Consider the following 23936-nt stretch of genomic DNA (forward strand, 5'->3'; position numbering starts at 1 on the left):
CGCGGGCGCGGGCACCGGCTCACATTACGGCTTATTGAAAATGATTGTCAAATTCAAGTCGCGTTCAATCGAGCAGGAGCGCCGGCTCCTCGACGATGGATGCGACATCTGCCAGGAATCGGGACGCGACGTCCCCGTCGACCACGCGGTGGTCGAACGACGCGCCGAGCGTCGTGACGAAGCGCGGGCGCACCTCGCCGTCGACCACCCACGGCTTCTGCTTGATCGTCCCGAGCGCAACGATGCCGACCTCGCCGGGGTTCAGGATGGGCGTGCCCGTGTCCATCCCGAACACACCGATGTTCGTGATCGTGATGGTGCCGCCGTTCATGTCGGCGGGCGGCGTCTTGCCGTCGCGGGCCGTCAGGGTGAGCTGCTCGAGCGCCTTCGCGAGCTCGAGCAGGGTCATGCCCTGTGCCTCCTTGATGTTCGGGACGATGAGGCCGCGCGGCGTCGCCGCGGCGATGCCGAGGTTCACGTAGTGGCGGACGATGATCTCCTCGTCGGTCCACGACGAGTTCACCATGGGATTGCGGCGCACGGCCCAGATGATGGCCTTCGCCATGATCAGGAGGGGTGACACCTTCACCCCGCCGAAGTCGGCCGAGTTCTTGAGGCGCTTGACGAACTCCATGGTGCGGGTCGCATCCACGTCGACGAACAGGCTGACGTGCGGAGCGGTGAACGCGCTCGACGTCATTGCATTGGCGATGGCCTTGCGGACGCCCTTGACCGGGATGCGGTCCTCGCGGTCGTCCGGCCACTCCGGAGTCTGCAGGTTGCGGAACACCGTGACCTGGGTGGCCTCGCGGAGCACGTCGTCACGGGTCACGTCGCCGATCGGGCCGGTCGGCGTCACCGCGCTGATGTCGACGCCGAGGTCCTTCGCCAGCTTGCGGATGGGTGGCTTGGCGACGACCGGGCCGGACGGCCGCGCCGCGGTGGGCTGCGTGGCCGATGCGGACTGTGCGGGTGCCGGTCGAGCGGCTGCGGCTGCGGGGGCCGGAGACGCTGACGGTGCGGTCGGGGCAGCGGAGGGCGCGGGCTGCGCGATGGACCCCGAGAATGCGACCGGGAGCGAACCGGTTCCGGGATGCGTCACCCGGCGCCGACGGCTGGACCCGTGTCCGGCGGAGCCGTAGCCGACGAGCACGGCGCCCGCCTTCGGCTCCTCCTCGTGCGACACCGTCGCCGCGGCGTCGGCCGCGACCTCCTCGGCGGGTTCCGGCTCGGGAGCGGGAGCGGCGGGGGTCTGGCCGCCGGCCGTGACGGTGAAGATCGGCGTGCCGACCTCGACCGTCTGACCCTCGGAGACCAGCAGTTCACTCACGGTGCCCTCGAACGGCGACGGCAGTTCGACCAGCGACTTGGCGGTCTCGATCTCGACGATCACCTGATTGACGGCGACCGGTTCGCCTGGCGCGACCTTCCACGCGACGATCTCCGCCTCGGTCAGGCCCTCGCCCACATCGGGCAGGAGGAACTGGGACTCGCTCATGTGCGGCTTCTCTCTGTCAATTTCTCGCGCCGGGTCGTTGTCGCGCGTCGTCCGGTGCGGGCGTCAGTACGCCAGCGCGCGGTCGACGGCTTCGAGAATGCGGTCGGCGTCGGGGAGGTAGGTCTCTTCGAGCTTCGCCGGCGGGAACGGGACGTCGAACCCGGCGACGCGCAGCACCGGCGACTCCAGCGAGTAGAACGCCTTCTCGGCGACCGTTGCCGCCACCTCGGAGCCGACCGAGACGTTGCCCGGCGCCTCCTGCGCGATGATCAGTCGCCCGGTCTTCTGCACCGAGGCGATGACGGGCGCGTAGTCGATCGGGGAAAGCGAGCGCAGGTCGATGACCTCGAGACTGCGTCCCTCTTCCGCGGCGAGCTCAGCGGCACGGAGCGCGACGCTGACCATCCCGGCCCAGGCGACGATCGTCGCGTCGGTTCCGGTCCGCACCACGCGGCTTGCGTGCAGCGGCGTCGGGTTCTCGACCAGGTCGACTTCGCCCTTGGGCCAGTACCGACTCATCGGCTCGAAGAAGACGATCGGGTCGTCGGAGCGGATCGCCTCCTGGATCATCCAGTACGCGTCGTGCGGGGTCGACGGCGCGACGACCCGGAGCCCCGCGGTGTGCGCGAAGTACGCCTCCGGAGCCTCCTGGTGGTGCTCGACCGCGCCGATGTGTCCACCGTGCGGGATGCGGATGACGACGGGGAACTTCATCCGCCCGCTGTGCCGGTTCGTCATCTTCGCCAGCTGCGTGGTGATCTGGTCGAACCCGGGGAAGACGAAGCCGTTGAACTGGATCTCGACCACCGGTCGGTAGCCGCGCATCGCCAGGCCGATCGCGGAGCCGATGATGCCGGCCTCGGCGAGCGGGGTGTCCATGACGCGCTGCGGACCGAACTCCTTCTGCAAACCCTCGGTGACCCGGAAGACACCGCCGAGCGGGCCGATGTCCTCGCCCATCAGGAGCACGCGGGGGTCGTCTGCGAGTGCGCGCCGCAGCCCGGCGTTGAGCGCCTTGACCATCGGCAGCGACTGGATGCGCGGCTCGGGAGCGACGGGAGCCGCGGGCGCCTCCTCGGCGACCTCGGCGTGCTCAGCCGCCGCGGCATCCTCCCCGACCTCGGCGGACGCCTGGGCGTCCGCGTGCGCGATCGCGTCCGCAGCCTCGCCGTCCTGGTCCGGCCCGATCTGCTCGGGCGCCGCATCGTCCTCGATCACGAACTCGCGCGTCCACTCCTGCTCGGCAACGTGCTCTTCGAGCACGCGAGCATCCGGATCGCTCTCGATGATCTCGACGACGTCGATCGCCTGGGTGTCGAGCGATGCGCTGTCCGTGCGCGTCTCGACCGACTGCGTGTCCGTGCCGTCGCCGTCGTGTTCCTCGATCAGCTCGGCCTCGACGTATTCGGCCTCGCTCCTCACGTCGCTCATGCGTCACCTCCGAACGATGCCTCGTAGTCTTCGATCCATCGCCGCTGCTCGTCGGTCAGGGGATGCGGCTCACTGTAGACGTGCTCGAACATCGAGGCGACGGACGGCGGCGTCAGCTCGAGGGTTCGCCGGCGGATGTCGGCGGCCAGGTCGGCCCCCTCCTCGTCCGCGCTGTCGAAGAACGCCTGCCCGACGCCCTGCTCCTCCAGGAACACGCGGAACCGCAGGATCGGGTCGCGCTCGGCCCAGTAGGCCGTCTCCTCGTCGGTGCGGTACTTGCTCGGGTCGTCGCTCGAGGTGTGGGCGCCCATGCGGTAGGTGAGCGCCTCGATCATGCTCGGCCCCTCGCCCGACCGGGCGTCGTCGAGGTGCTTGGCCGTCACCGCGTACGCCGCGAGCACGTCATTGCCGTCGATCTGCACGCCCGGGATGCCGAAGCCGCTCGATCGCAGATAGAGGGGAGTGCGCGACTGCGTGCTGACCGGCACGGAAATCGCCCAGTGGTTGTTCTGCAGGAAGAAGACCTGGGGGGTCTGGTAGCTCGCAGCGAAGACGTACGCCTCGTTGACGTCGCCCTGACTGGTGGCGCCGTCGCCGAAGTAGACGATCGACGCTTCATCCTGCGTCGGATCGCCGGTGCCGACCTTGCCGTCGAGCTTCATACCCATCGCGTAGCCGGTCGCATGGAGGGTCTGCGACCCGATCACGAGTGTGTAGAGGTGGAAGTTTCCGACCGCGGGGTCCGTCGGGTCCCATCCACCGTGCGTCGTGCCGCGCAGGAGCCCGATGATGCCGATCGGATCGATGCCGCGCACCATGCCGACCACGTGCTCGCGGTACGACGGGAACAGGTGGTCCTGGGGCCGCGCTGCGCGGGCCGAGCCGACCTGCGCGCCCTCCTGGCCGCGGCTCGGCACCCAGAGACCGAGCTGGCCCTGGCGCTGGAGGTTGGCCCCTTCGTTGTCGAGCGCGCGCACGTTGACCATGTCGCGGTAGAAACGGCGGTAGTCGTTCTCGTCGAGCCTCTCCAGGTACGGGAGGTACTCGGCCGACGTCTCGCTCGGCTGGAACCGGCCGTCTGCGGTGAGCAGCTGGACGGTGTTCGCCGGGCGCGGGATCTCGTTCGTCGCAGCCACCGTACTAACCTAACCGCTTGCCCGGGTGGCCATTTGGTAGGTTCTGCACAAGATCGGCGGCGACCTGCAGGAGTTTCTCCACAGATTCTTCCTCGCCGACGCTGATCCGGATTCCCTCCGGCGGAAACGCACGAACCGTGAGCCCGGCGTCGAAGAAGGCGTCGTTCGCCGCGACGGTCTGCTCACCGGTCGCGAGCCAGACGAAGTTGCCCTGCGCCTCGGGCACCGCCCAGCCCTGTTCGATCAGAGCGTCGCGAAGCCGGTCGCGGAGCATCGCCACCCGGGCCACGCGCTCCATCAGTTCGTCCTCCGCCGCGATGGAGGCGAGCGCCGCCACACGTGACGCGTCAGTGACGGACAGAGGGATGGCGGCCGAGCGTGCCGCATCGAGCACGGCCTGCGGCCCGACGGCGTAGCCGATGCGCAGCGCCGCGAGGCCGTACGCCTTGGAGAACGTGCGGAGCACGACGAGGTTGGGGTAGCGGGAGAGGAGCGGGATGCCGTCGACGGCCGCGTCGTCGGTGACGAACTCGAAATACGCCTCATCGAGCAGCACGAGGAGGTCGGACGGCACACGGGCCATGAACGCCTCGAAATCGGCGGCCGTCACGATCGTCCCGGTCGGATTGTTCGGGGTGCAGACGATCACGACGCGCGTACGGTCGGTGATCGCATCCGCCATCGCATCCAGGTCGTGGCTCCCGTCGGCGCGGTTCGGCACCTGCACGCTCGTGGCGCCGGTCACCGTCACCAGGCCCGGGTAAGCCTCGAACGAGCGCCAGGCGTAGACGACCTCGTCGCCCACCCCGGCCGCAGCGGAGATGAGCTGCGACAGCAGCGCGACCGAGCCGCTGCCCAGGTGCACTTCGCCCACGCCCACGCCATGCCGCTCTGCGAGCCGCTCGCGGAGGTCGGCGCCGCCCGCATTGGGATAGCGGTTCAGGTCGCGCAGAGTCGCGGCCACCGCATCCACCACCGAGGGGAGGGGCGGGAACGGGTTCTCGTTGCTCGACAGCTTGAAGCCGTCGGCCGGCGCCGGCCGCCCCTGCTTGTAGGCAGGCACAGCGACGATCTCGGGGCGCAGTCTCACGCCGAGCGTGTCATCGGAACTCACAGACCCAACTTAGCCGCGCCCGCATTCCCCGGGAGGAATTCCCTAGATCTGTGGATGGCGCCGCAGGGCTGTGAGCCGAATGGACGAGTTGAGGAATGCGAGGCCGAGGAAGGCGAGTTCCACCGACACAAGGACCGAGTTCACCTCAATTCGCTCCGGGTGAAGAAGCGGGCTGAGCGCGCCGAGCAGGTACCCCGCACCCAGCCACCAGCCGATCAGCGGTCGTGCAGAGAGCCTCCACCATGGCCGCGGCGGTAGAACCGGCTCGTCCGCACCGCGGAACGACCGCGCCGTAGCGATGATGGTGATGACCACGAGCGTCTCCCCGACGACGGAGGTCGCAGCGCTAGGCAACACCAGGCCGAGGGCAAGGATGATCAGGCGAAGGCCGAGGTTCTGCACGACGAGCACACCGAACTTCTGCCACGGGTTCATCACCCTCAGCGGCCACCACCGCAGCGGCGGGTACACCTTTTTCTCCCGAATCGGTTCCGGTTCGGTCAGTCCTTCAGGCTTGGGCACCCGCTGACTGTAGCGTCCCCCTGTACCCCACCCGCGCTCCCTGTAAGGATGAGGCCATGCGATTCCTGCTCAGACTGATCATCAACGCCGTCGCCCTGTGGCTCACGACCCTGATCGTGAGCGGGGTGACCGTACGCCCGTACGCCGACGACACCACCGCGCTGGTCCTCACCTACCTGCTCATCGCGCTCATCTTCGGGGTGGTGAACGCCATCATCGGCACGGTGATCCGGATCATCGCCATCCCGCTGTACATCTTGACGCTGGGGCTGATCTCGCTGCTGGTCAACGCGTTCCTGCTCTTCATCGTGTCGTGGATCAGCGATGCCATCGGCTTCGGGCTGCACATCGATGGGTTCTGGTCGGGCGTGCTCGGGGCGCTCGTGCTCGGCATCATCTCGTGGCTGCTGGGGCTCATCTTCCGCCCCGCACGACGCGACTGACGTCTGCGGCGGCCGCACGCGTACGGGAGAATGGTGGGGTACCCGCCGCCTGATCCCGCGAGGAGCACCATGACCGCCCTGCCTCCCCAGCCGTTGAGCCCCCTGGATGGCCGCTATCGGTCCGCCGTGATCGGCCTCGGCGACCACCTGTCCGAGGCCGGTCTGAACCGGGCGCGGGTGCAGGTCGAGGTGGAGTGGCTGCTCTTCCTCACCGAGCGCAGGATGTTCGGCTCCTCGCCGTTGACCGACGAGCAGAAGCGTGGCCTGCGGGCGCTCGCCGACGACTTCGGCCAGCCGGAGATCGACCGGCTCGCCGAGCTCGAGGCGACCACCCGGCACGACGTCAAGGCCGTCGAGTACCTCGTGCGGGAGCGTCTGCACGCGCTGGGGCTCGACTCCATCGCCGAGCTGACCCACTTCGCCGCGACGAGCGAGGACATCAACAACCTCTCCTACGCGCTGACGGTCAGCGCCGCCGTCCGGGAGTCGTGGCTTCCGAAGTTCCGCGCAGTGATCGCCGAGCTGCGGGCCCAGGCGCTGCAGTACCGCGACGACGCGATGCTCGCCCGCACGCACGGTCAGCCGGCGACCCCGACGACCATGGGCAAAGAGCTCGCCGTCTTCGTCCACCGGCTGGAGCGGGTGCTCGCACAGATCGAGGGCGGGGTGCACCTGGGCAAGTTCAGCGGTGCGACCGGCACGTTCGCCGCCCACCTGGTGGCCGACCCGGATGCCGACTGGCCGCGCCTCTCGCGCGAGTTCGTCGAGAGCCTCGGCCTCGACTGGAACCCGCTGACCACGCAGATCGAGTCGCACGACTGGCAGGCTGAGCTGTACTCACGGATCTCGCACGCCAACCGCATCCTGCACAACCTGTGCACCGACGCCTGGACGTACATCTCTCTCGGCTACTTCCGTCAGGTCCCCGAGCCGGGCGCGACCGGGTCCTCCACCATGCCGCACAAGGTCAACCCGATCCGTTTCGAGAACGCGGAGGCCAACCTGGAGCTCTCGAGCGCCGTGCTGGACTCGCTCGCCGCGACGCTGGTCACGAGCCGCCTGCAGAGAGACCTCACCGACTCCACCACCCAGCGCAACATCGGCGTCGGCCTCGGGCATTCGCTGCTGGCCCTCGACAACATCGAGCGGGGGCTCGGCCAGATCACGCTCGACCGCACGGCTCTCGCCGACGATCTCGACGCCAACTGGGAGGTGCTCGCCGAGGCGATCCAGACGGTCATCCGTGCGGAGGTCACTGCGGGACGCTCGACGATCTCCGACCCGTACGCGCTGCTCAAGGAGCTGACGCGCGGCAAGCGGGTGGACCACGCCGCACTGACCGAGTTCGTCAACGGACTCGAGATCGGTCAGGCGGCGAAGAACCGCCTGCTCGCGCTCACTCCTGCCGGGTACGTCGGTCTGGCGTCCCAGCTGGTCGACTACCTCTAAGCCCCGAGGGGTCGGTGGTCTCCGCCTCAGTGACCTCGCGGGCGGTCATCACCCTCGGCGCGGTCACGGGCGGCCTTGGCGCGCGCTTCGGCATCCTGTTCGTGGATGTCCTCCACTTCCGCCTCGGTCGGCTTGAAGGCCAACGCGAACAGCGCCAGCAGGACCACGCTGATGATGAAGGTGATACCCAGAGCCACCCCGGCGAGCACGAATTCGCGCGTCGCGATGAGCACGATCAGTCCGACGAAGACGGCCAGCCCGCCGGAGATGCCGAGCAGTTCGAGGGGGAGGAAGCGGTCGCGCCGGGTCGGCTGGAGGTTCTGGGTCACTCGGGGGTCTTTCTTGTCGCGAGGGGTCACGAGCCGCTCTCCGCTCCGGCGGACGGCGTGCGGCTGTGCGAGGCGCCCCGGAGCGTGACCGCTCCGATCCCCTGGAACACTCCGACGATGACCGCCCAGGCGCCGAAGAGCCCGATCGCGAGGACCGCGTCGGCGGGCGCCAGAAGCAATACCAGGGCGAGCACGGCGGTGATCGCGCCCACGATCAGCCAGTCTCGAGCAGCGGCGTCGCGACTGCGCTCCCGGATGCCGTTGTACAGCTCCAGGAAACCGGTCAACGCCGCCCACACGGTCACCAGGTAGAGGAAGAGGCCGAGGCCCGCGCCGGAGAGCGCAAGCGCGAGCACACCGGCGATCAGGCCGATCGCACCCTGCACGGCGAAGAGGATGCGCGTGAGGCGTCCGCCTGCCAGCAGGACGCTCAGGATGCCGGTCACCAGACCGTCCAGGATGGCGAAGGCGCCGAAGACGATAAGCCCGAAGGGTGCGGTATGCGCATCGCGGGTGAACGTGATCACCGCTGCTGCTGCCAGGGCGACGATCGCGCGTGCGGCGGGGACGACCCAGTACCGGGTGTGCGCGTGGACGTTCGGATGCTGGGCAGGGACGGCGGTAGCCACTCGGCGACCTCTTTCGTACGGGATTCGCCATCCAGTCTAGTCGGCGGCTTCCTGCGCGTTCGCCCACCGATCAGGTCCCCGCTCGCTACGATCACGGCATGCGGATCGGATTCGTGGTGCTCCGTGCGGTGGCGTTTCTGGTCACGCTGGCGGCCGTCATCGCCCAGCTCACGACGAGTATCACCTCCATCAGCGCCCGCGGCGGCAACGTCGGGACGCTCGTTTCGAACTTCTTCAGCTTCTTCACGATCGACTCCAACGTGCTCGGTGTCATCGTGCTCGGGATCGGCGCTGTGCTCCTCCTCGCTCGCCGGGGTGACGACCCGGGCTGGTACACCGCGCTGCGCGCTGCATCGGTGACCTACCTGGTGACCACCGGCGTCGTCTACAACCTGCTGTTGCGCAACATCTCCCTCGCACAGGGCACCACGGTCGGCTGGTCGAACGAGGTGCTGCACGTCATCGCGCCGGCGTACCTGCTCATCGACTGGCTGTTCGCCCCAGGGCGCACTCCGCTGCGGCTCCGGTCGGTGTGGGGCATCGCCGTGTTCCCCATCGTCTGGGCCGTCTACACGCTGGTCCGCGCCCCCTTCGCCGCGGACCCCGTGACGGGGAAGGGACCGCGGTACCCGTATCCGTTCCTGAACCCGGCGACCAGCCCGAACGGATACCTGTCCGTCGCCTTCTACGTCGTGCTGATTGCCGTGGTCATCCTGGTGGCGGGATACGGCGTCGTGTGGATCTCCCGGCGCTGGAGGGGCGACCGCACCCTGCCCGACACCGCGCCACTCGCGGAGGCCTGAGAGCGAGGTCCGTCACGCTGCGGCGGGACGAGATTCCGGCTCTTCGGCGCGCGCCCAGAAGATCACCGCGGCGAGCGCACCCACCGCGAGCAGGAACGCTCCCGTCGGCGTGACGGTGTCCGGAAGCTCGCGCTGGGCGAGCATCCCGGCGACGATCCCGGCCAGCACTCCGGCGCCTGCGACCACGGCGAACGCGAACGAGATCGCGCGGGCCGCGCCCTCCATCACCATGCCCCGAACGACCAGCGCGACCGCCGCGATCACCCAGAGGGCGGCAACCGGCACGGAAAGCAGCAGGCCGAGCGGATCGCGCAGCAGCACGCCCGGTACGGCGTAAAGGATGCCCGCGGCCAGCAGCAGCACCACGCCGAGCGCGGCGAAGGCGCCGATACGCGCGCGGTCCGTCCGGAGCCGGAGAATCGGGCCGAGCAGCGACGGCCAGGTCAGTGCGAGGGCGAAGGCGACCAGGGAGAGCGCCACGCTGCCTGCGCCCTGCAGCACGGGGAGAAGGATGCCCAACATCCCTCCATTGAACGCGTCCGCCCGGCGATCCGCGTCATCCCGGAGGATGATCGGCAGTGCCGGGCGAACGACCCGCTGAACGGCCCACGATTGGAGAACCCCCGATGCTCGTCCGTCACCGCGGTGCCGAACCGTCCGTCGACCCGTCCGCCTCCGTCGCGCCGACGGCGGTCGTCTCCGGCGACGTCCGCATCGCTGCCGGGGTCCGGATCCTCCACGGAGCCGTGCTGTCGGCTGAGGACGGGCAGGTGACGATCGGCGAGGAGGCTGTGGTGATGGAGAACGCCCTGATCCGAGGGCGCGCCGGCCATCCCGTCCACATCGGGTCGTCCGTCATGATCGGGCCGCACGCGCACGTCAACGGCAGCGTCGTGGAGGCGGAAGCGTTCATCGCCACGGGTGCGTCCCTGTTCCCGGGCAGCCGGATCGGCGAAGGAGCCGAAGTGCGGGTGCACAGTGTCGTCCAGGTCAACACACACGTCCCTGCCGGCGCGGTGGTCCCGATCGGCTGGGTCGCCGTGGGAAGCCCGGCGACGATGCTCCCGCCGGAGAAGCACGAGGAGATCTGGGCGATCCAGCGCGAGCTCGACTTCACCGGCACCGTGTACGGCGTCGGCCGCGACGTGTCGATGCGGGAGATCATGCGGCGGCAGAGCGCGTACTACGGCGCGCACTCCGACGACGAGGTCCTCGATCCGCCTGTGGACGACTCCCGGATGCTGAAGCGGCTGGCGAAGGTCATCGACGAGCACCGTTGGAACGACCTACCTGCACTGCTCCACCAGGACTTCTCTTGCCGCTACGTCCACACCGGGGAACGCTTTGACCGTGATGCGTGGGTTCGGCTCAATGCCGAGTACCCCGGATTCCAGCGTTTCGTCCTCGAGGACTCCGTGGGCCGCGCGGAACGGGCCGCCGGCCGTGCCCACGTCACGGCGGATGTCGACGGACAGCTGCAGCACTTCGAGGTGGCGACGTTCATCACCGTACGCGACGGCCTCATCGCCGAGATGACCGAGGTGTGGACGGGGGTCGACGAGGAGGCGCCCGAGGGCACCCGACCGGATGGCCCGTCGTAGGGCGCGTGCTCTCCGGAAGTCACGGGGCCGAGCCGCGGCGCGCATCCTCGACCGCCCACGCGGCGATCTCGGTGCGTCGCGCGGCTCCGAGCTTCGCCAGGATGTGCTCGACGTGGGTCGAGACCGTCTTGGGCGCGATGTGCAGGCTTTCGCCGATCTCCCGGTTCGTGGCGCCGGATGCGACGAGTCGCGCCACCTCGCGTTCGCGAGAACTGAGCACCGTCGTCTCCGCACCGTCGTCGAGGCGAGCGGCAAGGGCGTCCGCCCGGGCGACGAGAGCGCCCGCACCCACCTCCGTGGCTCTGGCGCGTGCCTTCTCAGTCAGCGCGGCCGCTTCGGCCGGACCCCGTGTGCGGCGGGCGCACTCTGCCCGGTCGAGCAGCACCTGAGTGCCCTCCCACCAGCGCCCCAGCTCGCTCCAGCCGTGCCCGGCAGCGGCCAGCAGCTCCTTCGCGCGTGTCGGCCGCCGTTCGGCCAGGGCCACCAGCCCCTCGGCGTGGGCAATGGCGTTCTCGGTGCCGGGGATGGCCCTGGATCGAACAAGCGCCCCGGCGCGCTCGACCCAGTCCCGGGCGGCCGTGACGTCGCTGCGGAGGAGTTGCGCGCGCGTCCCGGTGACCAGGTACGGGAAGAGGTACGCGGCGTCCTCGATCGCCTCGGAGCCGTGCAGCCCGCGATCGCACAGCTCGACAGCACGCTCCGCGTCGCCGTCCGCGAGGGCGACCTCGGCTAGCCCCCACAGGGGGGGGGACCAGCGCTGCAGTTCGCGCATCCTCTCGCCGATCGCCGCCGCCTCCCCGAGGAGTCCCGCCGCGCGACTTGTGTCACCGCGTGACAGCGCCACGTAACCGAGCACATGCAGAGCTGTCACTTCGGTCGTGATGCCGCCCCGCCCGTCCGCGCGAGCCCGGCCCGCTCGCTGTTCGGCGGCGTCGAGGGATCCCGTGGCCCACTCCACGTGCGCCAAGTGCGCGTCCAGGTAGTGCGCGTCGTTCCAGCGCTCGATCCGTGTGGCGTACGAGATCCCCTCCTCCAGCCAGCTTCGTCCGCGATGGTATTGGAGCAGCACTGACGCCGAGGAGCCGATCATGCGGTACGCGCGGGCAGCGGCCGCCTCCCATTCGTGCGACGCGGCCGCGGTCGCAGAGTCGAGGAGCAGCTGCCAGCCTTCCTCGCCCGCGCCGGCGAACACGAGCACCGACCCGCGCGTGACGTCGACGGCGAGACGCTCCTCCGGGTCGTCGGTGAGCAGCTCCCGCGCTTCGGCGGTCAAACGCAGGCTGAGGTCGAGGCGACGATCCAGCATCGCGGCGGCGGCGTGGGCGGCGAGAAGGCGGCCGCGGACGCGCCTCGCCGCCGAGTCGGAGCCGTCGGCGCCGACGATCCACGTCAGGGCGTCCCCGAGCTGCGCAGCGCGCGCCTCATAGCCGACGCCGAGCAAGTGGCGCGCGTTCACGAGAGCGGGGACCACGGCGGCAGCGTCGATCTGGTCTCCCGACTCCCGCAGCAGCTCGATGGCGCGCGAGAACTCCCGCTCCGCCTCCACGTTGGCGTCGGCCGCGGCCAATTCCGCTCCGAGCAGCCGATGGAGCTCGGCGCGCTCGGCGACGGGTGTTCCCGAGGGGACGGTCCGCTCGGCCCTGCGGTACAGGTCGACCGCCTCTCGGTGGGCGGACAGCGCCGCTGCCCGCCCCGCTGCCCGGCGCGCGCGGACGTACGCCTCGTCGGCGCGACCGGCGCGCTCGAAGTGCGTCGACAGGACGGCGTCGGAGAGCTGCGGCGCCGCCTCCACGACGCGAGCGTGCAGCTCGCGTCGTCTCGCCGCTGGCACCGACCCGTAGACCGCGTCGCGGATGAGGGCGTGGCGGAAGTCGAAGCGGTCGCCCGCTGGAACGATGAAATTCGCAGCGATCAGCTCCTCCAGGCCCCCGTCGACATCCGCATCCCCGCCCAGTACGGCATCGAGGGTGCGGCGATCGAACTCGCGCCCGATCACGGCAGCCGCAGCGACGGTGAGTGCCGCGTCCGAACCCAGTCGCGCCATCCTCACCAGCACCGCCCCGCCGATCGTGTCCGGAACAGCATCCACGCCGACCGCCACCAGCTCCTCGACGTGCAGCGGGATGCCGTCGGCGGCGTCGAACAGCCGGTCGACCTGGTCGGCGGACGGCTCCTCACCCGTGATCGAGGCCAGCATGCGGCGCGTACCGTCGCGGTCGAGTCGCGTCAGCACCACCTCCTCGGCGCGGCGCTGCGCGAGCAGTCCCAGCCTCCAGGCCGTGAACTCCCGGGCTGCGTCCGGCTCCTCCGACCGGTAGCTGGCCACCACCAGTGACGGGACGGACGGCAGGCCGACGGCCACGCGCTGCAGCGCATCCAGGCTCAACTGGTCGGCCCAGTGGAGGTCTTCCAGCCGAAGCAGCAGCGGTGTGGAGAGGGCCTCGATCAGCGTGGCGGCGAGATCGGCGACGAGGATGCGGCGCGCGCCCTCCGAGTCCACGCCCCCCGCCCCGACCACCAGCGCCCGGACGCGCTCGGCCGGCCCGGGTTCCTCCACCGCACGCAGCGCTGCGGCGATCCCGAGGAGCAGAAGTCCCGGCGTGTCGCGGTCGCCGGCGAACGAATCGGCCCGAGCCGACCGTCCACCCGCCTGCACCACCAGCTCGTCGAGCAGCCGCGACTTGCCGATGCCGGCTTCACCGCCCACCAGGAGCAGTTCGCCGCGCCCCGCAGCCGCCTCCGCCCGCCGGCGCAGCACGAGGGCCATCATGTCGTCGCGCCCGACGAACAGTGGACACACCCTGGCCACGCCGCCCGCGGGCGACCCCGCGCTCATGGCGGCAGTGTAGCGCCGGAACCGCGCCCCGGGGAGCGAGATCGGTCGTATGACCGATGCCGCAACGCGCCGGGGAGGGCGACGCTGTCGTCAGAAGGAAAGGAGCCGATCATGGCCACATTCATCGACGTCCACGACGGATTCGTCGGCGTCACACACGACCAGCTGCAGGACGCGCACGACGCCGACGCCGCCATTGAAGGTGAGGAGGGCGTGCACATCGAGCGCGCCTGGCTCGACCCGGTGAGCGGCAAGGTGTTCTGCCTGTCGACGGGACCGTCCAAGGAGGCGCTGATGCGCATCCACGAGCGGGCCGGTCACCCGACCGACCAGGTGTACGAGGTGAGCATCCAGGTCTGACCCGCGCATCGAGTACGGTCGTCGGGTGACCGACCTCGCGTTGAAGCTCCGCAGGTCCGGCATTGCGCTGGAGATCGTCACGCTCGCGTGGAACGTGATCGGCGTCGTCCTGCTCGCAATCCTCGCCTACCGATCGGCGTCGGTCGCGCTGCTCGGTTTCGGGCTCGACAGCCTGATCGAGATCGGCGCGAGCACCGTCGTGATCTGGGAGCTGACTGGCACGAGCCCGGCCCGGCAGCGTGTCGCCCTGCGCCTGATCGGCTGGGCGTTCATTCTCCTCGCCGCCTACCTCTTGGTTCAGGCCGTGGTCGCACTCGTGCTGGGCCACCACGCCACGCCCCTGATCGGTGGCGTTGCTTGGACCGCTGTGACCGCCCTCGTCATGTTCGCCCTCGCCTGGGGCAAGCGGGTAGTGGGGAGACGCCTGCAGAACCCGGTCCTCATCACGGAGGGCCGGGTCACCCTCATCGACGGGATCCTGGCCACCAGCGTCCTTCTCGGAATCCTGCTGGACTATGCGCTCGGCTGGTGGTGGGCCGACCCGGTCGCCGGGCTCGTCATCGTCTTCTATGCAGCACGCGAAGCCATCCTGATCTTCCGCGAGTAGCGCGGCGACGAGACGGCCGCTCAGCGTCGTGTCCGGCCCCAGCAACCGGAGCCGGCGGCCCTATCTGAAGTGCGAGAGGACGAAGACAACCGCCCAGAACAGGAAACCGGCGGCGCCGATGATCATGCCGGCGATGGCCAGCCCCTTTCCACGTGCGCGGCCCTGAGCGGCCGCCCGGAACCCGCGGCCGGAAAGCGCGGCGCCGAGGGTGCCGATGAAGCCGAACACGAACAGGCTCACGCAGGAGATCACGAATCCCCAGATCGCCAGCTGACTGAACGGAAGTCGCTCAACCGGCTGGGCTACTGGGACCTCGGGTCTTGCCGGCTGGCCTGCCACGAACTCGGACTCATCCACGGTGTCTCCCCTCATGCGGCGCGGCGCGCCGACTGGCATGACTGTAGCGCTCCCCGACACTTGGGACGCCTCCAGCCGTCTCAAAACACGCGATCGACCGCAGGTACCGCCCTCATTGCGGTTGGGTCGGGCCGTTCGACGCGCGGGTGCGGAGCTCAGCGATGGAGAGGCGGGGCGTGACAGCTCCGGCTTCGCGAAAGACGAGCCCGGTCTTGTGGTCACGCCATTCCAGCTTCGGGTATGCGTTGGCGAGCGTCGTGTATCCGCGGCGCGCTTCCCTAACGCATTGCACAGCGAGCAGAAGCATGCCGACGCTTGCCAGCACGGCCGCCGTGATCAGAACGCTCATGAACACCCACGAAGACGGGGTTTGGAAGAACATGATGGTGCCGCCTGCGAATGTCACGATTGCGCCCGCGATTCCCAACACGACGAGAGCCGCGCAGCTGGCCGCGCTAACAATGCCGATGAGCCAGGCGGTCGGGTGCAGCAGTTCGAGGTTCCTATTCACTGTCTCTGGCATGTCTTCTTCGACACGTTGGATCAGATCGGCGCCATGTCCGCGAAGCGGGAGTACATGCCCTGGAACGCCACGGTGACGGTTCGGGTGGGGCCGTTGCGGTGCTTGGCGACGATGAGGTCGGCCTCGCCGGCGCGCGGGTTGTCCTTCTCGTAGGCGGACTCGCGGTGGAGGAGGACGACGACGTCCGCATCCTGCTCGATCGATCCGGACTCTCGGAGGTCGCTCAGGGCGGGGAGCTTATCGGCTCGCTGCTCCGGACCACGGTTCAGCTGGGAGAGCGCGATGACCGGCACCTGGAGCTCCTTGGCGAGCAGCTTGAGGGCTCGCGAGAACTCGCTGACCTCCTGCTGGCGGCTCTCGACGCGCTTGCCGCTCGTCATGAGCTGGAGGTAGTCGATGATGACCATCTTGAGACCGACGCGCTGCTTGAGGCGGCGGCACTTTGCCCGGATCTCGACGAGCGTCATGTTGGGGCTGTCGTCGATGTAGAGCGGTGCGTCGTTGATGCGGCCGCGGGTGGATGCGATCGTGGTCCAGTCGCGGTTGTCGACCGTTCCCTTTCGCATGTTCTGCAGGGGGACGGTCGCCTCCGCGGAGAGCAGACGCATGGCGATCTCGCTGCGGCCCATCTCGAGGGAGAAGAAGATCGTGGGCATGTCGTGCTTGATCGCCGCCGCTCGCGCGAAGTCGAGGGCGAGCGTCGACTTTCCGAGCGCCGGTCGGGCAGCCACGATGACCATCTGGCCCGGGTGGAGGCCGTTGGTGAGCTCGTCGAGCTCGGCGAAGCCGGTGGGGACGCCCGTCATCGAGCCGTCCTTGTGCTTGGCGGCCTCGATCTCATCGATCGCCACGGTCACGGCTTCGGTGAGCGGGACGTAGTCCTCGGTCTCCTGGGAGCCGGTCACGGAGTAGATCTCGGCCTGAGCGTTGTTGACGAGGTCGAGCACCTCACCCTCGGCCTTGTAGCCCATCTGCGTGATCCGCGTTCCCGCCTCGACCAGACGGCGGAGGAGTGCCTTCTCGGCCACGATGTTCGCGTAGTAACCGGCGTTCGCTGCGGTCGGCACGAGGCTCGTCAGAGTGTGCAGGTACTCGGCGCCACCGGCGCGGGACAGCTCGCCGATCTTCGTCAGCTCGTCGGTGACCGTGATGACGTCGGTCGGCTCACCGTGCGAGTAGAGCGTCAGGATCGCGTCGTAGATGATCTCGTGCTTGGGGATGTAGAAGTCGGTGCCCCGGACGACCTCGACGACATCGGCCACCGCGTCCTTGCTGAGGAGCATGCCGCCGAGTGCACTCTGCTCGGCGAGCAGGTCGTGCGGGGGAGTGCGCTCGGGGGAGCGGGCGTCGCCCGGGTCACGACCGTCGGCGAGACCGATATGGGCGATCGACACGTTCACTCCTCACTTCTCGCTGCCTCCGGGCACGACAGGATCGTCGCAGGATGCCTCCCCGCGCTCATCGCGCGGGCGGGTTCCCTCGGGTCGATTGTCGGGACGACCTCTGACATTGCCGCTCTTCTGCGGCTGTCGTCCGTCGACGTCGGTCCACCCTACGGAGCCGCCGTCCGACCTCACAACTCAGCCTGTGGATAAAACTGGGGAAAATCTGCGCGAAACGCCGTGGAGCGTGTGTAGAAGATGTGTGGAAAGCTGTGGACAAAAAGGAAGTTCTGAGGCAGAAACGCAGTCTAATCAGGGATTTTTCTATCCCCACCCTGTGGGCGGAAAGTTCCTTGAACCCTGTGTTCAAGCTTGTCCGCAGGCCACTCGTACCTGTGTACAGAACGGGGGAAAAGATCCTTAACGAAACGTAGCGGCGGGCCTTCGCCCGCCGCTACACTTCCGCTTCGTCGCGCCTACTTGGCAGCGACCACCTGCAGGTTGATGACGGCCGAGAGGTCGTCGTGCAGACGCACGGTCGCCTCGTGGTCGCCGACGACCTTGATGGGGTTGGGAAGCTCGATCTTGCGCTTGTCCAGCTCGCCGATGCCGGCCGCCTTGACGGCGTCCGCGACATCGCCGGTCTTGACCGAACCGAACAGACGGCCCTCGCGGCCCGCCTTCACGGTCAGCTTGACCTTGGTCGCCTCGAGCTTGGCCTTGAGGTCCTGGGCCTGCTCGACGGTGTGCAGCTCGCGAGCGGCACGAGCCGCCTTGATCTGCTCGACCTGCTTCTCGCCGCCACGGGACCACGCGATCGCGAAGCCCTGAGGGACGAGGTAGTTGCGGGCGTAGCCGTTCTTGACGTCGACGACGTCACCGGCCGAGCCGAGGCCGGTGACCTCGTGCGTGAGAATTACCTTCGACATGTCGCTTCTCCTTAACGGCCGGAACCGGCGTAGGGGAGGAGCGCCATCTCGCGCGCGTTCTTGACCGCGCGGGCGATGAGTCGCTGCTCCTGGACGGAGACACCGGTGATGCGTCGGGCGCGGATCTTTCCACGCTCCGAGATGAACTTACGCAGGGTGGCGACGTCCTTGTAATCGATGACGCCCACGCGAACGGACTTCGCGGGAGCGGCGTTCTTGCCGTCCTTGCCCTTGCGGATCGGCTTGCGGCGGTCGCCGCTCGACTTTCCAGCCATGGTTTCCTTTGCTTTCCGCCCGGTCCGGCCGACGGCCGGCGGGCTGATGATGTGTGCCTCTGCGAGAGGCGAATCTCGTTAGAAGGGGGTCTCGTCGTTGTAGGAGCCCGGAGTGTTCCAGACGTCTGCACCGGCGGACGGATCGGCGGGCGCCGAAGCGGCCCACGGCTCCTCGACGGCAGGCGCACCGCCGCCGAAACCACCCTGGCTTCGTCCGCCTCCGGACGACTGCGTGCGGGTGATCTGAGCGGTGGCGTAACGCAGCGACGGGCCGATCTCGTCGATCTCGAGCTCGATGCTGGTGCGCTTCTCGCCTTCCTTCGTCTCGTAGGAGCGCTGCTTCAGGCGGCCCTGCGCGATGACGCGGGACCCCTTCGTCAGCGAACCCGCGACGTGCTCGGCGAACTCGCGCCAGACGCTGGCGCGGAGGAACAGGGCCTCACCGTCCTTCCACTCGTTCGCCTGACGGTCGAACGTGCGGGGGGTGGACGCGATGGTGAAGTTGGCGACGGCCAGCCCGTTCTGCGTGTAGCGCAGCTCGGGGTCGGCCGTGAGGTTTCCCACCACGGTGATGACGGTCTCGCCGGCCATGGGACTAGGCGCCGGCCTTCTCGGAGGTGGCGGCCTTGCGGGCAGCCTTCTCGTCGGCACGCTTCTGAGCGGCGGCGACCTGAGCGATCGCCTCCTCCGCGCGGAGCACCTTGGTGCGCATGACGGCCTCGCTGAGCTTCAGCTGGCGGTCGAGCTCCTTGGTGGTGTCACCTTCTGCGGTGAGCTGGACGACGGCGTAGATGCCCTCGGACTTCTTATTGATCTCGTAAGCCAGACGACGACGACCCCAGATGTCGACGTTGTCGATCGTTCCACCGTCGTTACGAACGACGTTGAGGAACTTGTCAAGGCTCGGAGCCACGGTGCGCTCATCGATCTCTGGATCGAGGATGACCATCAACTCGTACTGATGCATGACTAACCCACCTCCTCTGGTCTCAGCGGCTGCAGACGTTCTGCAGCAGGAGGGTGTCATAGACGTGCCGAGGGCAGGACTCTGCCCGGGCAACTTCCCTAGGGTAACGGATGCGGGTGCAGGACGCCAGCCGGCGATCGTCTCGGTCATGCATCCACTGTCGCTGTCACGCCGCATCCACGCGGATCGCCGACGCGATCTGTGGAGAACCGGATGCGCACATAACTCTGTGGACAGACTCTATGGACTGAATGGCCTGGTCACCCCGCGCCCATCGCCGCATTCGCGGCCGACTGTGCCTTCGTCAGCGCCTCCGCCACCGGCATCCGCCCCAGGAACATCTCCTCGAACACCGGGCCGAACGCATCCTGCGCCTTCGCCCAGTTCGCGCCCTGCGGCGCCTGCACGCTCCCGTTCTTCAAGACGTCGTACAGCGGGGACACGTCCACCCCCTTCGCCTTCCAGTGGTCGAGGACGCCCTGCTGGGCCGCGACCACCGCTGGGGACGCCGAGCCATCGGCCCCGATGGCCGCGGAGCCGTCCGCGCTGCCCAGCCAACGCAGCACCTTTGTGACGGCCTGGGGATGCTTCGAGTGCGCATTGCCCGCCGCGATCACGCCATTCGTCACACTGATCGCGCCCGCGGGACCGGCCGGGAGAGGAGCCACGCCCCAGTCGAAGGACGCCCCCTGCTCCACGTTGGCCAGGTTGTACGACCCGGTCTGAAAGAGCGCCAGCTTCCCCTGCGTGAACTGGTCGCGGCTGAAGTCGCCGTTGGTGTTCGTGTCGGCGGCCGACGGCGCCACGTGGTACTTGTCGATCAGATCGACCACGTACTGGAACGCCTCCCGGCCCTGCGGGGTGTCGAACACGAACCGGTTCCCCTTCTGCAGGGCCGCGCCATTCGAGCCGAGGTAGTTGATGTAGATGGCGTTGAGGTCGTTCGCCGCGTTGTAGCCGTACTGCACGATGTGTTGCGGGTCGAAGCCAGGATCGGCGGCGTTCCGCCCCGCGGCGTCCACTGTCAGCTTCTGCAGCACGGGGAGGAGCGTGTCCGAGGCGTGATCGGGCGACCAGTGCAGGTTCTTCAGCGACGCCGGCGTCACTCCTGCCTTCTTCAGCAGCGCGGCGTTGTAGAAGACGCCGATGCCCGGGTCGGCGAGCTGCGGCACACCCCAGAGCGAGCCATCCAGCGTGTACTGCTTCACGACATCCGGCTGCCACCGCTTCTCGGCGGCAGCCCCGAGGGTCTTCGGGATGTCGACCAGATCGCCGCCGGTCGCGTAGTCCTCGAAGCTGCCGGCGTTGACCCAGAACACGTCGTCTGCATTCCCCGCAGCGATATCGGTGCGGAGCTTGGTGAAGTAGTCCGCCCACGGCACCAGCGAGGTCTTCACCTCGATGTCGGGGTTCTCCTTCTCGAACTCGTCGAACGAGCTCTGGTACGCCTTCTGCACCTGCTCGTCCCAGAGCCGCACCGTGACGGTCTGCTTCTCCGGTTGTCCCGAACCGGCCACGGCGGCGGTGATGCCGACGGCCGCGACCACGACGACGAGCCCCGCCACCGCTGCGGCGATGACGGTCGAGCGCTTGGCCATGTGTGTCCTCCTACCGGAAGCCGGTGATCGTGATGGACCGCACGAAGCGCTTCTGGAAGATCAGGAACAGCACGACGAGCGGCACGATCGCCAGCGTCGTCGCTGCCATGACAACTGTCCAGTTGCCGTTGTACTGGGATTGGAGGCTAGCAGTGGCGACGGTCGTCACCCGCCACGTGTTACCGCTTGTGATCACGAGCGGCCAGAGGAAGTTGTTCCACTGGCTGACCGCCGTGATCAGGACGAGGGTCGCGATGATCGGCCGGGAGAGCGGCACCACGATCTCCACGAGGATGTCGAGGGTGGATGCGCCGTCCAGCCGGGCGGCATCGATGAGTTCCTGCGGGATTCCGCGGAAGTATTCGCGCAGCAGGAAAATCGCGTACGGGCTGCCGAATGAGAACGGCAGCACGAGTCCCCAGAAGGTGTCGCGTAGCCCCAGCTGGGCCATCATCAGGTACAGCGGGATGACGAGGACCACGGCCGGGACCATGAGCGTCGCGAGGTAGACCCAGAACAGCGCATCCCGCCCCGGGAAGTCGACACGGGCGAACGCGTACGCGGCCATGATCGAGAACACCAACTGAAACACGAGGATGAACACGGTGACGAGCGCCGTCACCAGCAGCGCCCGCCCGAAGCCCGCCGGCCCGGTGAACAGGGTCACCAGGTTCTCAAGGGTCCACGGATCGGGCGACGACAGCGCCGTGGTGCGCGCGAACTGACCGGGGGTTTTGAACGCAGTCATCGCGCTCAGGACGAAGGGGGCGAGGGTGACCGCAGCGCCCGCGAGCAGGAGCGCATAGATCCCGACGGCCCGGACCACGCGGCTAGCCGAGGTCATACGTCGTCCGCTTCCGGAAGTAGAGCTGCTGTCCGACGGTGATGGCGACAAGGATCAGCAGGAGTACGACCGCCATGACCGAAGCGCGTCCCAGATCGAAGGTCTGGAAAGCCTCGGTGTAGATGCGGTTGGCGACGACATCCGTCCGATGCTCGGGTCCGCCGCCGGTCAGGGCGTAGATCTGGTCGAACAGCTGGAACGTCGCGATCACGCTCGTCACCAGCACGAAGAACATGGTGGGCCGCAGCAGCGGAAGCTTGATGCGCCAGAACAACGCCACCGGCCCTGCGCCGTCGATCCTGGCGGCCTCCACCACCTGCTGCGGGATGCTGAGCAGCCCCGCCATGAAGAACAGCGTCACGTAGCCGACATTGGTCCAGATCACGACCGCCGCCGCGGCCGGCAGCGCGAGTACCGGGTCCGTCAGCCATTCGACCCGGACGCCGAGGATGGCGTTCAGCGCGCCGCCGGTTGGCGCGAAGATCCACTTCCACACGACGCCCAGAGCCAGCGGCGCGCAGATCCACGGAAGCGCGTACACCGTGCGGAGCACCGCCGAACCGGGCAGCTCCCGCGTCAGGAGTGAGGCGCCGAGCAGCCCCAGTGCGGTCTGCACCGGGATGACGATCACCACGAACACGAGCGTCACGAGCAGCGCGTTCCCGAAGACAGGGTCCGCGAGCACCGAGGCGTAGTTTGCCAGACCGGCGAACTGCAGCGGATGGACGAGATCCCAGCTCTGGAAGCTCAACCACACGACGATGAGCACCGGCAGCACGAGGAAGCACGCGACGCCGAACAGGCTCGGCGCGAGCAGCGCGTAGCCGGTCAGCGCATCCCGCCGGCGCAGCGCGGGGGAGCGGGTCGACCGGCTCAGCGGTTCGCCCACCACGCGAGCAGCCGGCGGGTCGCCTCCTCCTCGCCGAGCGGGCCCTCGTCGAGGCGCAGCTCGAGCAGGAACTTCATCGCCTGCCCCACCTCACGCCCCGGCCGGAGACCGAGCACGCTCATCACCTGCTCACCGTTGAGGTCGGGCCGGACGGCATCCAGCTCTTCCTTCTCCTGGAGCTCGCGGATGCGCGATTCGAGGTCGTCGTAGGCGAACGCCAGCCGGTCGGCCTTTCGCCGGTTGCGCGTCGTGACATCGGCGCGGGTGAGGATGTGCAGACGCTCCAACTCCGGGCCGGCGTCCCGGACGTACCGGCGCACCGCGGAGTCGGTCCAGTGCGCATCCGAGTAGCCGAAGAACCGCAGGTGCAGCTCGATGAGGCGTGCGACCGCATCGATCGTCGCCTTGTCGAACCGCAGGGCGGTCAGGCGCCTGCGCGCGAGCTTCGCGCCCACCACGTCGTGGTGGTAGAAGCTGACGGCCCCGCCCGGTTCGAAGCGCCGGGTCGCCGGCTTGCCGATGTCGTGAAGGATCGCCGCCAAGCGCAGGATGAGATCCGGCGCCTGGCCGGGGAGTCGCTCCTTCTCATAACCGATCGCCTGATCGAGAACGGTGAGGCTGTGCTGGTAGACGTCCTTGTGGTGGTGGTGCTCGTCGGCCTCGAGGCGCAGAGCGGGGATCTCGGGGATGACGAGCTCCGCCAGTCCGCTCTCGACCAGCAGTTCGAGCCCTTCGCGGGGCTCGTCCGCCATCAGCAGCTTGCTCAGCTCGTCGCGCACGCGCTCAGCGCTCACGATCTGGATGCGCTCGGCCATCGTCGACAGCGCCTCGCGCGTCTCGTCGTCCACGCGGAAACCGAGCTGGGCGGTGAAGCGGGCGGCGCGCATCATGCGCAGGGGGTCGTCTCCGAAGGAGATCTGCGGGCTGCTCGGGGTGGTGAGGGTGCCCGAGAGGAGGTCCTCCACACCACCGGAGGGATCGATGAGCCGCACCTCGGGGAGCCGGAGCGCGAGAGCGTTGACCGTGAAGTCCCGCCGCAGCAGGTCGCCCTCGAGGCTGTCACCGAACTCCACCTCGGGCTTGCGGGTGGTGCCGTCGTAGCTGTCGCTGCGGTACGTCGTGATCTCGACGGTGTCCTCACCCAGGCGGGCACCGATGGTGCCGTACTGCCGTCCGACGTCCCAGACGGCGTCGGCGATGGGCGCGACGATGCGAAGGATCGCGTCCGGCCGGGCGTCGGTCGTGAAGTCCAGATCGTGCACCGCGCGGCCGAGCAAAGCATCCCGGACCGGGCCGCCGACCAGGGACAACTCGTGCCCGGCAGCCTGGAAGGCGTCGGCGAGACGGGCGACCGCGGGGGTGCGCGCGAGGTCGCCGAGACGTTCGAGGGATTCGGCGACGCTCTGCATGGTGA

General features: G+C 68.5%; 26 protein-coding genes. 6 read left to right on the top strand and 20 right to left on the bottom strand.

The annotated features are described in order from the left end of the window. Window positions 1-64: 64 nt before the first annotated feature. The 5 genes from AB4Z18_RS18435 to AB4Z18_RS18455 all read right to left on the bottom strand — a co-directional run bounded on the left by AB4Z18_RS18435 (window position 65) and on the right by AB4Z18_RS18455 (window position 5701). Window positions 65-1498: a dihydrolipoamide acetyltransferase family protein gene (locus tag AB4Z18_RS18435; RefSeq protein WP_441784219.1), complete on the bottom strand. Its 1434-nt coding sequence runs from the start codon at window positions 1496-1498 to the stop codon at window positions 65-67. Between the two features lie 63 nt (window positions 1499-1561). Continuing rightward, the gene (locus AB4Z18_RS18440; RefSeq protein WP_441784289.1) at window positions 1562-2521 is read right to left on the bottom strand and encodes an alpha-ketoacid dehydrogenase subunit beta; all 960 of its coding nucleotides are present in this window, start codon (window positions 2519-2521) and stop codon (window positions 1562-1564) included. Between the two features lie 404 nt (window positions 2522-2925). Continuing rightward, window positions 2926-4065, bottom strand: a complete 1140-nt coding sequence (locus AB4Z18_RS18445) for a thiamine pyrophosphate-dependent dehydrogenase E1 component subunit alpha (protein ID WP_441784220.1) — start codon at window positions 4063-4065, stop codon at window positions 2926-2928. A gap of 4 nt (window positions 4066-4069) precedes the next feature. Beyond that, complete coding sequence (locus tag AB4Z18_RS18450; protein WP_441784221.1) at window positions 4070-5179, bottom strand: pyridoxal phosphate-dependent aminotransferase; 1110 nt, start codon at window positions 5177-5179, stop codon at window positions 4070-4072. Between the two features lie 42 nt (window positions 5180-5221). Next, complete coding sequence (locus tag AB4Z18_RS18455) at window positions 5222-5701, bottom strand: hypothetical protein (RefSeq protein WP_441784222.1); 480 nt, start codon at window positions 5699-5701, stop codon at window positions 5222-5224. Window positions 5702-5757: 56 nt separating this feature from the next. Here AB4Z18_RS18455 and AB4Z18_RS18460 point away from each other — a divergent pair, with 56 nt between their 5' ends. Together AB4Z18_RS18460 and purB are read left to right on the top strand one after the other, a co-directional pair. Beyond that, window positions 5758-6144 carry a phage holin family protein gene (locus tag AB4Z18_RS18460; RefSeq protein ID WP_441784223.1) on the top strand — a complete coding sequence of 129 codons (387 nt, stop codon included), beginning with the start codon at window positions 5758-5760 and terminating at the stop codon, window positions 6142-6144. 69 nt (window positions 6145-6213) lie between these two features. Beyond that, window positions 6214-7593, top strand: coding sequence for an adenylosuccinate lyase (purB, locus tag AB4Z18_RS18465; protein WP_441784224.1), 1380 nt, complete (start codon window positions 6214-6216; stop codon window positions 7591-7593). Between the two features lie 26 nt (window positions 7594-7619). Here the strand turns inward: purB and AB4Z18_RS18470 are convergent, their stop codons facing one another. Further along, window positions 7620-7922, bottom strand: a complete 303-nt coding sequence (locus tag AB4Z18_RS18470; RefSeq protein ID WP_441784225.1) for a hypothetical protein — start codon at window positions 7920-7922, stop codon at window positions 7620-7622. Between the two features lie 26 nt (window positions 7923-7948). Further along, on the bottom strand, window positions 7949-8551 hold the full coding sequence (locus AB4Z18_RS18475) for a DUF308 domain-containing protein (RefSeq protein ID WP_441784226.1): 603 nt from the start codon (window positions 8549-8551) through the stop codon (window positions 7949-7951). Window positions 8552-8649: 98 nt separating this feature from the next. Between AB4Z18_RS18475 and AB4Z18_RS18480 the strand changes: the two genes are divergently transcribed. Beyond that, the gene (locus AB4Z18_RS18480; RefSeq protein ID WP_441784227.1) at window positions 8650-9354 is read left to right on the top strand and encodes a Pr6Pr family membrane protein; all 705 of its coding nucleotides are present in this window, start codon (window positions 8650-8652) and stop codon (window positions 9352-9354) included. A gap of 12 nt (window positions 9355-9366) precedes the next feature. Here AB4Z18_RS18480 and AB4Z18_RS18485 read toward each other — a convergent pair whose 3' ends face one another. Further along, window positions 9367-9876 carry a hypothetical protein gene (locus tag AB4Z18_RS18485; protein WP_441784228.1) on the bottom strand — a complete coding sequence of 170 codons (510 nt, stop codon included), beginning with the start codon at window positions 9874-9876 and terminating at the stop codon, window positions 9367-9369. A gap of 104 nt (window positions 9877-9980) precedes the next feature. Between AB4Z18_RS18485 and AB4Z18_RS18490 the strand changes: the two genes are divergently transcribed. Then, window positions 9981-10955: a nuclear transport factor 2 family protein gene (locus tag AB4Z18_RS18490; protein ID WP_441784229.1), complete on the top strand. Its 975-nt coding sequence runs from the start codon at window positions 9981-9983 to the stop codon at window positions 10953-10955. 19 nt (window positions 10956-10974) lie between these two features. On the opposite strand, the gene AB4Z18_RS18495 is transcribed toward AB4Z18_RS18490, so the two are convergent. Further along, on the bottom strand, window positions 10975-13791 hold the full coding sequence (locus AB4Z18_RS18495) for a LuxR C-terminal-related transcriptional regulator (protein WP_441784230.1): 2817 nt from the start codon (window positions 13789-13791) through the stop codon (window positions 10975-10977). Window positions 13792-13902: 111 nt separating this feature from the next. Here AB4Z18_RS18495 and AB4Z18_RS18500 point away from each other — a divergent pair, with 111 nt between their 5' ends. Together AB4Z18_RS18500 and AB4Z18_RS18505 are read left to right on the top strand one after the other, a co-directional pair. Then, the gene (locus AB4Z18_RS18500) at window positions 13903-14151 is read left to right on the top strand and encodes an SCO4226 family nickel-binding protein (protein WP_441784231.1); all 249 of its coding nucleotides are present in this window, start codon (window positions 13903-13905) and stop codon (window positions 14149-14151) included. 25 nt (window positions 14152-14176) lie between these two features. After that, the gene (locus AB4Z18_RS18505) at window positions 14177-14758 is read left to right on the top strand and encodes a cation transporter (protein ID WP_441784232.1); all 582 of its coding nucleotides are present in this window, start codon (window positions 14177-14179) and stop codon (window positions 14756-14758) included. Between the two features lie 60 nt (window positions 14759-14818). On the opposite strand, the gene AB4Z18_RS18510 is transcribed toward AB4Z18_RS18505, so the two are convergent. From AB4Z18_RS18510 to AB4Z18_RS18560, 11 genes are all read right to left on the bottom strand, one after another. Beyond that, window positions 14819-15115, bottom strand: a complete 297-nt coding sequence (locus AB4Z18_RS18510; RefSeq protein ID WP_441784233.1) for a DUF4190 domain-containing protein — start codon at window positions 15113-15115, stop codon at window positions 14819-14821. 112 nt (window positions 15116-15227) lie between these two features. Beyond that, window positions 15228-15638, bottom strand: a complete 411-nt coding sequence (locus AB4Z18_RS18515; protein ID WP_441784234.1) for a hypothetical protein — start codon at window positions 15636-15638, stop codon at window positions 15228-15230. Between the two features lie 20 nt (window positions 15639-15658). Next, a complete protein-coding gene (gene dnaB, locus AB4Z18_RS18520; protein ID WP_441784235.1) occupies window positions 15659-17032 on the bottom strand; it encodes a replicative DNA helicase in 1374 nt (457 codons plus the stop codon). A 464-nt stretch (window positions 17033-17496) separates the two neighbouring features. Continuing rightward, a complete protein-coding gene (rplI, locus tag AB4Z18_RS18525) occupies window positions 17497-17949 on the bottom strand; it encodes a 50S ribosomal protein L9 (protein WP_441784236.1) in 453 nt (150 codons plus the stop codon). An 11-nt stretch (window positions 17950-17960) separates the two neighbouring features. Then, window positions 17961-18224 (bottom strand): 30S ribosomal protein S18, encoded by a 264-nt coding sequence (rpsR, locus tag AB4Z18_RS18530; protein WP_018189012.1) that lies wholly within the window; start codon window positions 18222-18224, stop codon window positions 17961-17963. Window positions 18225-18302: 78 nt separating this feature from the next. Beyond that, complete coding sequence (locus AB4Z18_RS18535; RefSeq protein WP_441784237.1) at window positions 18303-18815, bottom strand: single-stranded DNA-binding protein; 513 nt, start codon at window positions 18813-18815, stop codon at window positions 18303-18305. Window positions 18816-18819: 4 nt separating this feature from the next. Further along, window positions 18820-19191, bottom strand: coding sequence for a 30S ribosomal protein S6 (rpsF, locus tag AB4Z18_RS18540; protein WP_018189014.1), 372 nt, complete (start codon window positions 19189-19191; stop codon window positions 18820-18822). 260 nt (window positions 19192-19451) lie between these two features. Next, entirely contained in the window at window positions 19452-20789 is a 1338-nt protein-coding gene (locus AB4Z18_RS18545) for an ABC transporter substrate-binding protein (RefSeq protein WP_441784238.1), read from the bottom strand. Between the two features lie 10 nt (window positions 20790-20799). Further along, entirely contained in the window at window positions 20800-21633 is an 834-nt protein-coding gene (locus AB4Z18_RS18550; RefSeq protein ID WP_441784239.1) for a carbohydrate ABC transporter permease, read from the bottom strand. Beyond that, complete coding sequence (locus AB4Z18_RS18555; RefSeq protein ID WP_441784290.1) at window positions 21620-22522, bottom strand: carbohydrate ABC transporter permease; 903 nt, start codon at window positions 22520-22522, stop codon at window positions 21620-21622. Before AB4Z18_RS18555 ends, AB4Z18_RS18550 begins: the two co-directional genes overlap by 14 nt. Then, a complete protein-coding gene (locus AB4Z18_RS18560; RefSeq protein WP_441784240.1) occupies window positions 22507-23931 on the bottom strand; it encodes a CCA tRNA nucleotidyltransferase in 1425 nt (474 codons plus the stop codon). Before AB4Z18_RS18560 ends, AB4Z18_RS18555 begins: the two co-directional genes overlap by 16 nt. Window positions 23932-23936 lie beyond the last annotated feature (5 nt).

Source organism: Leifsonia sp. 2TAF2 (assembly GCF_052115085.1).
Classification (GTDB): domain Bacteria; phylum Actinomycetota; class Actinomycetes; order Actinomycetales; family Microbacteriaceae; genus Leifsonia.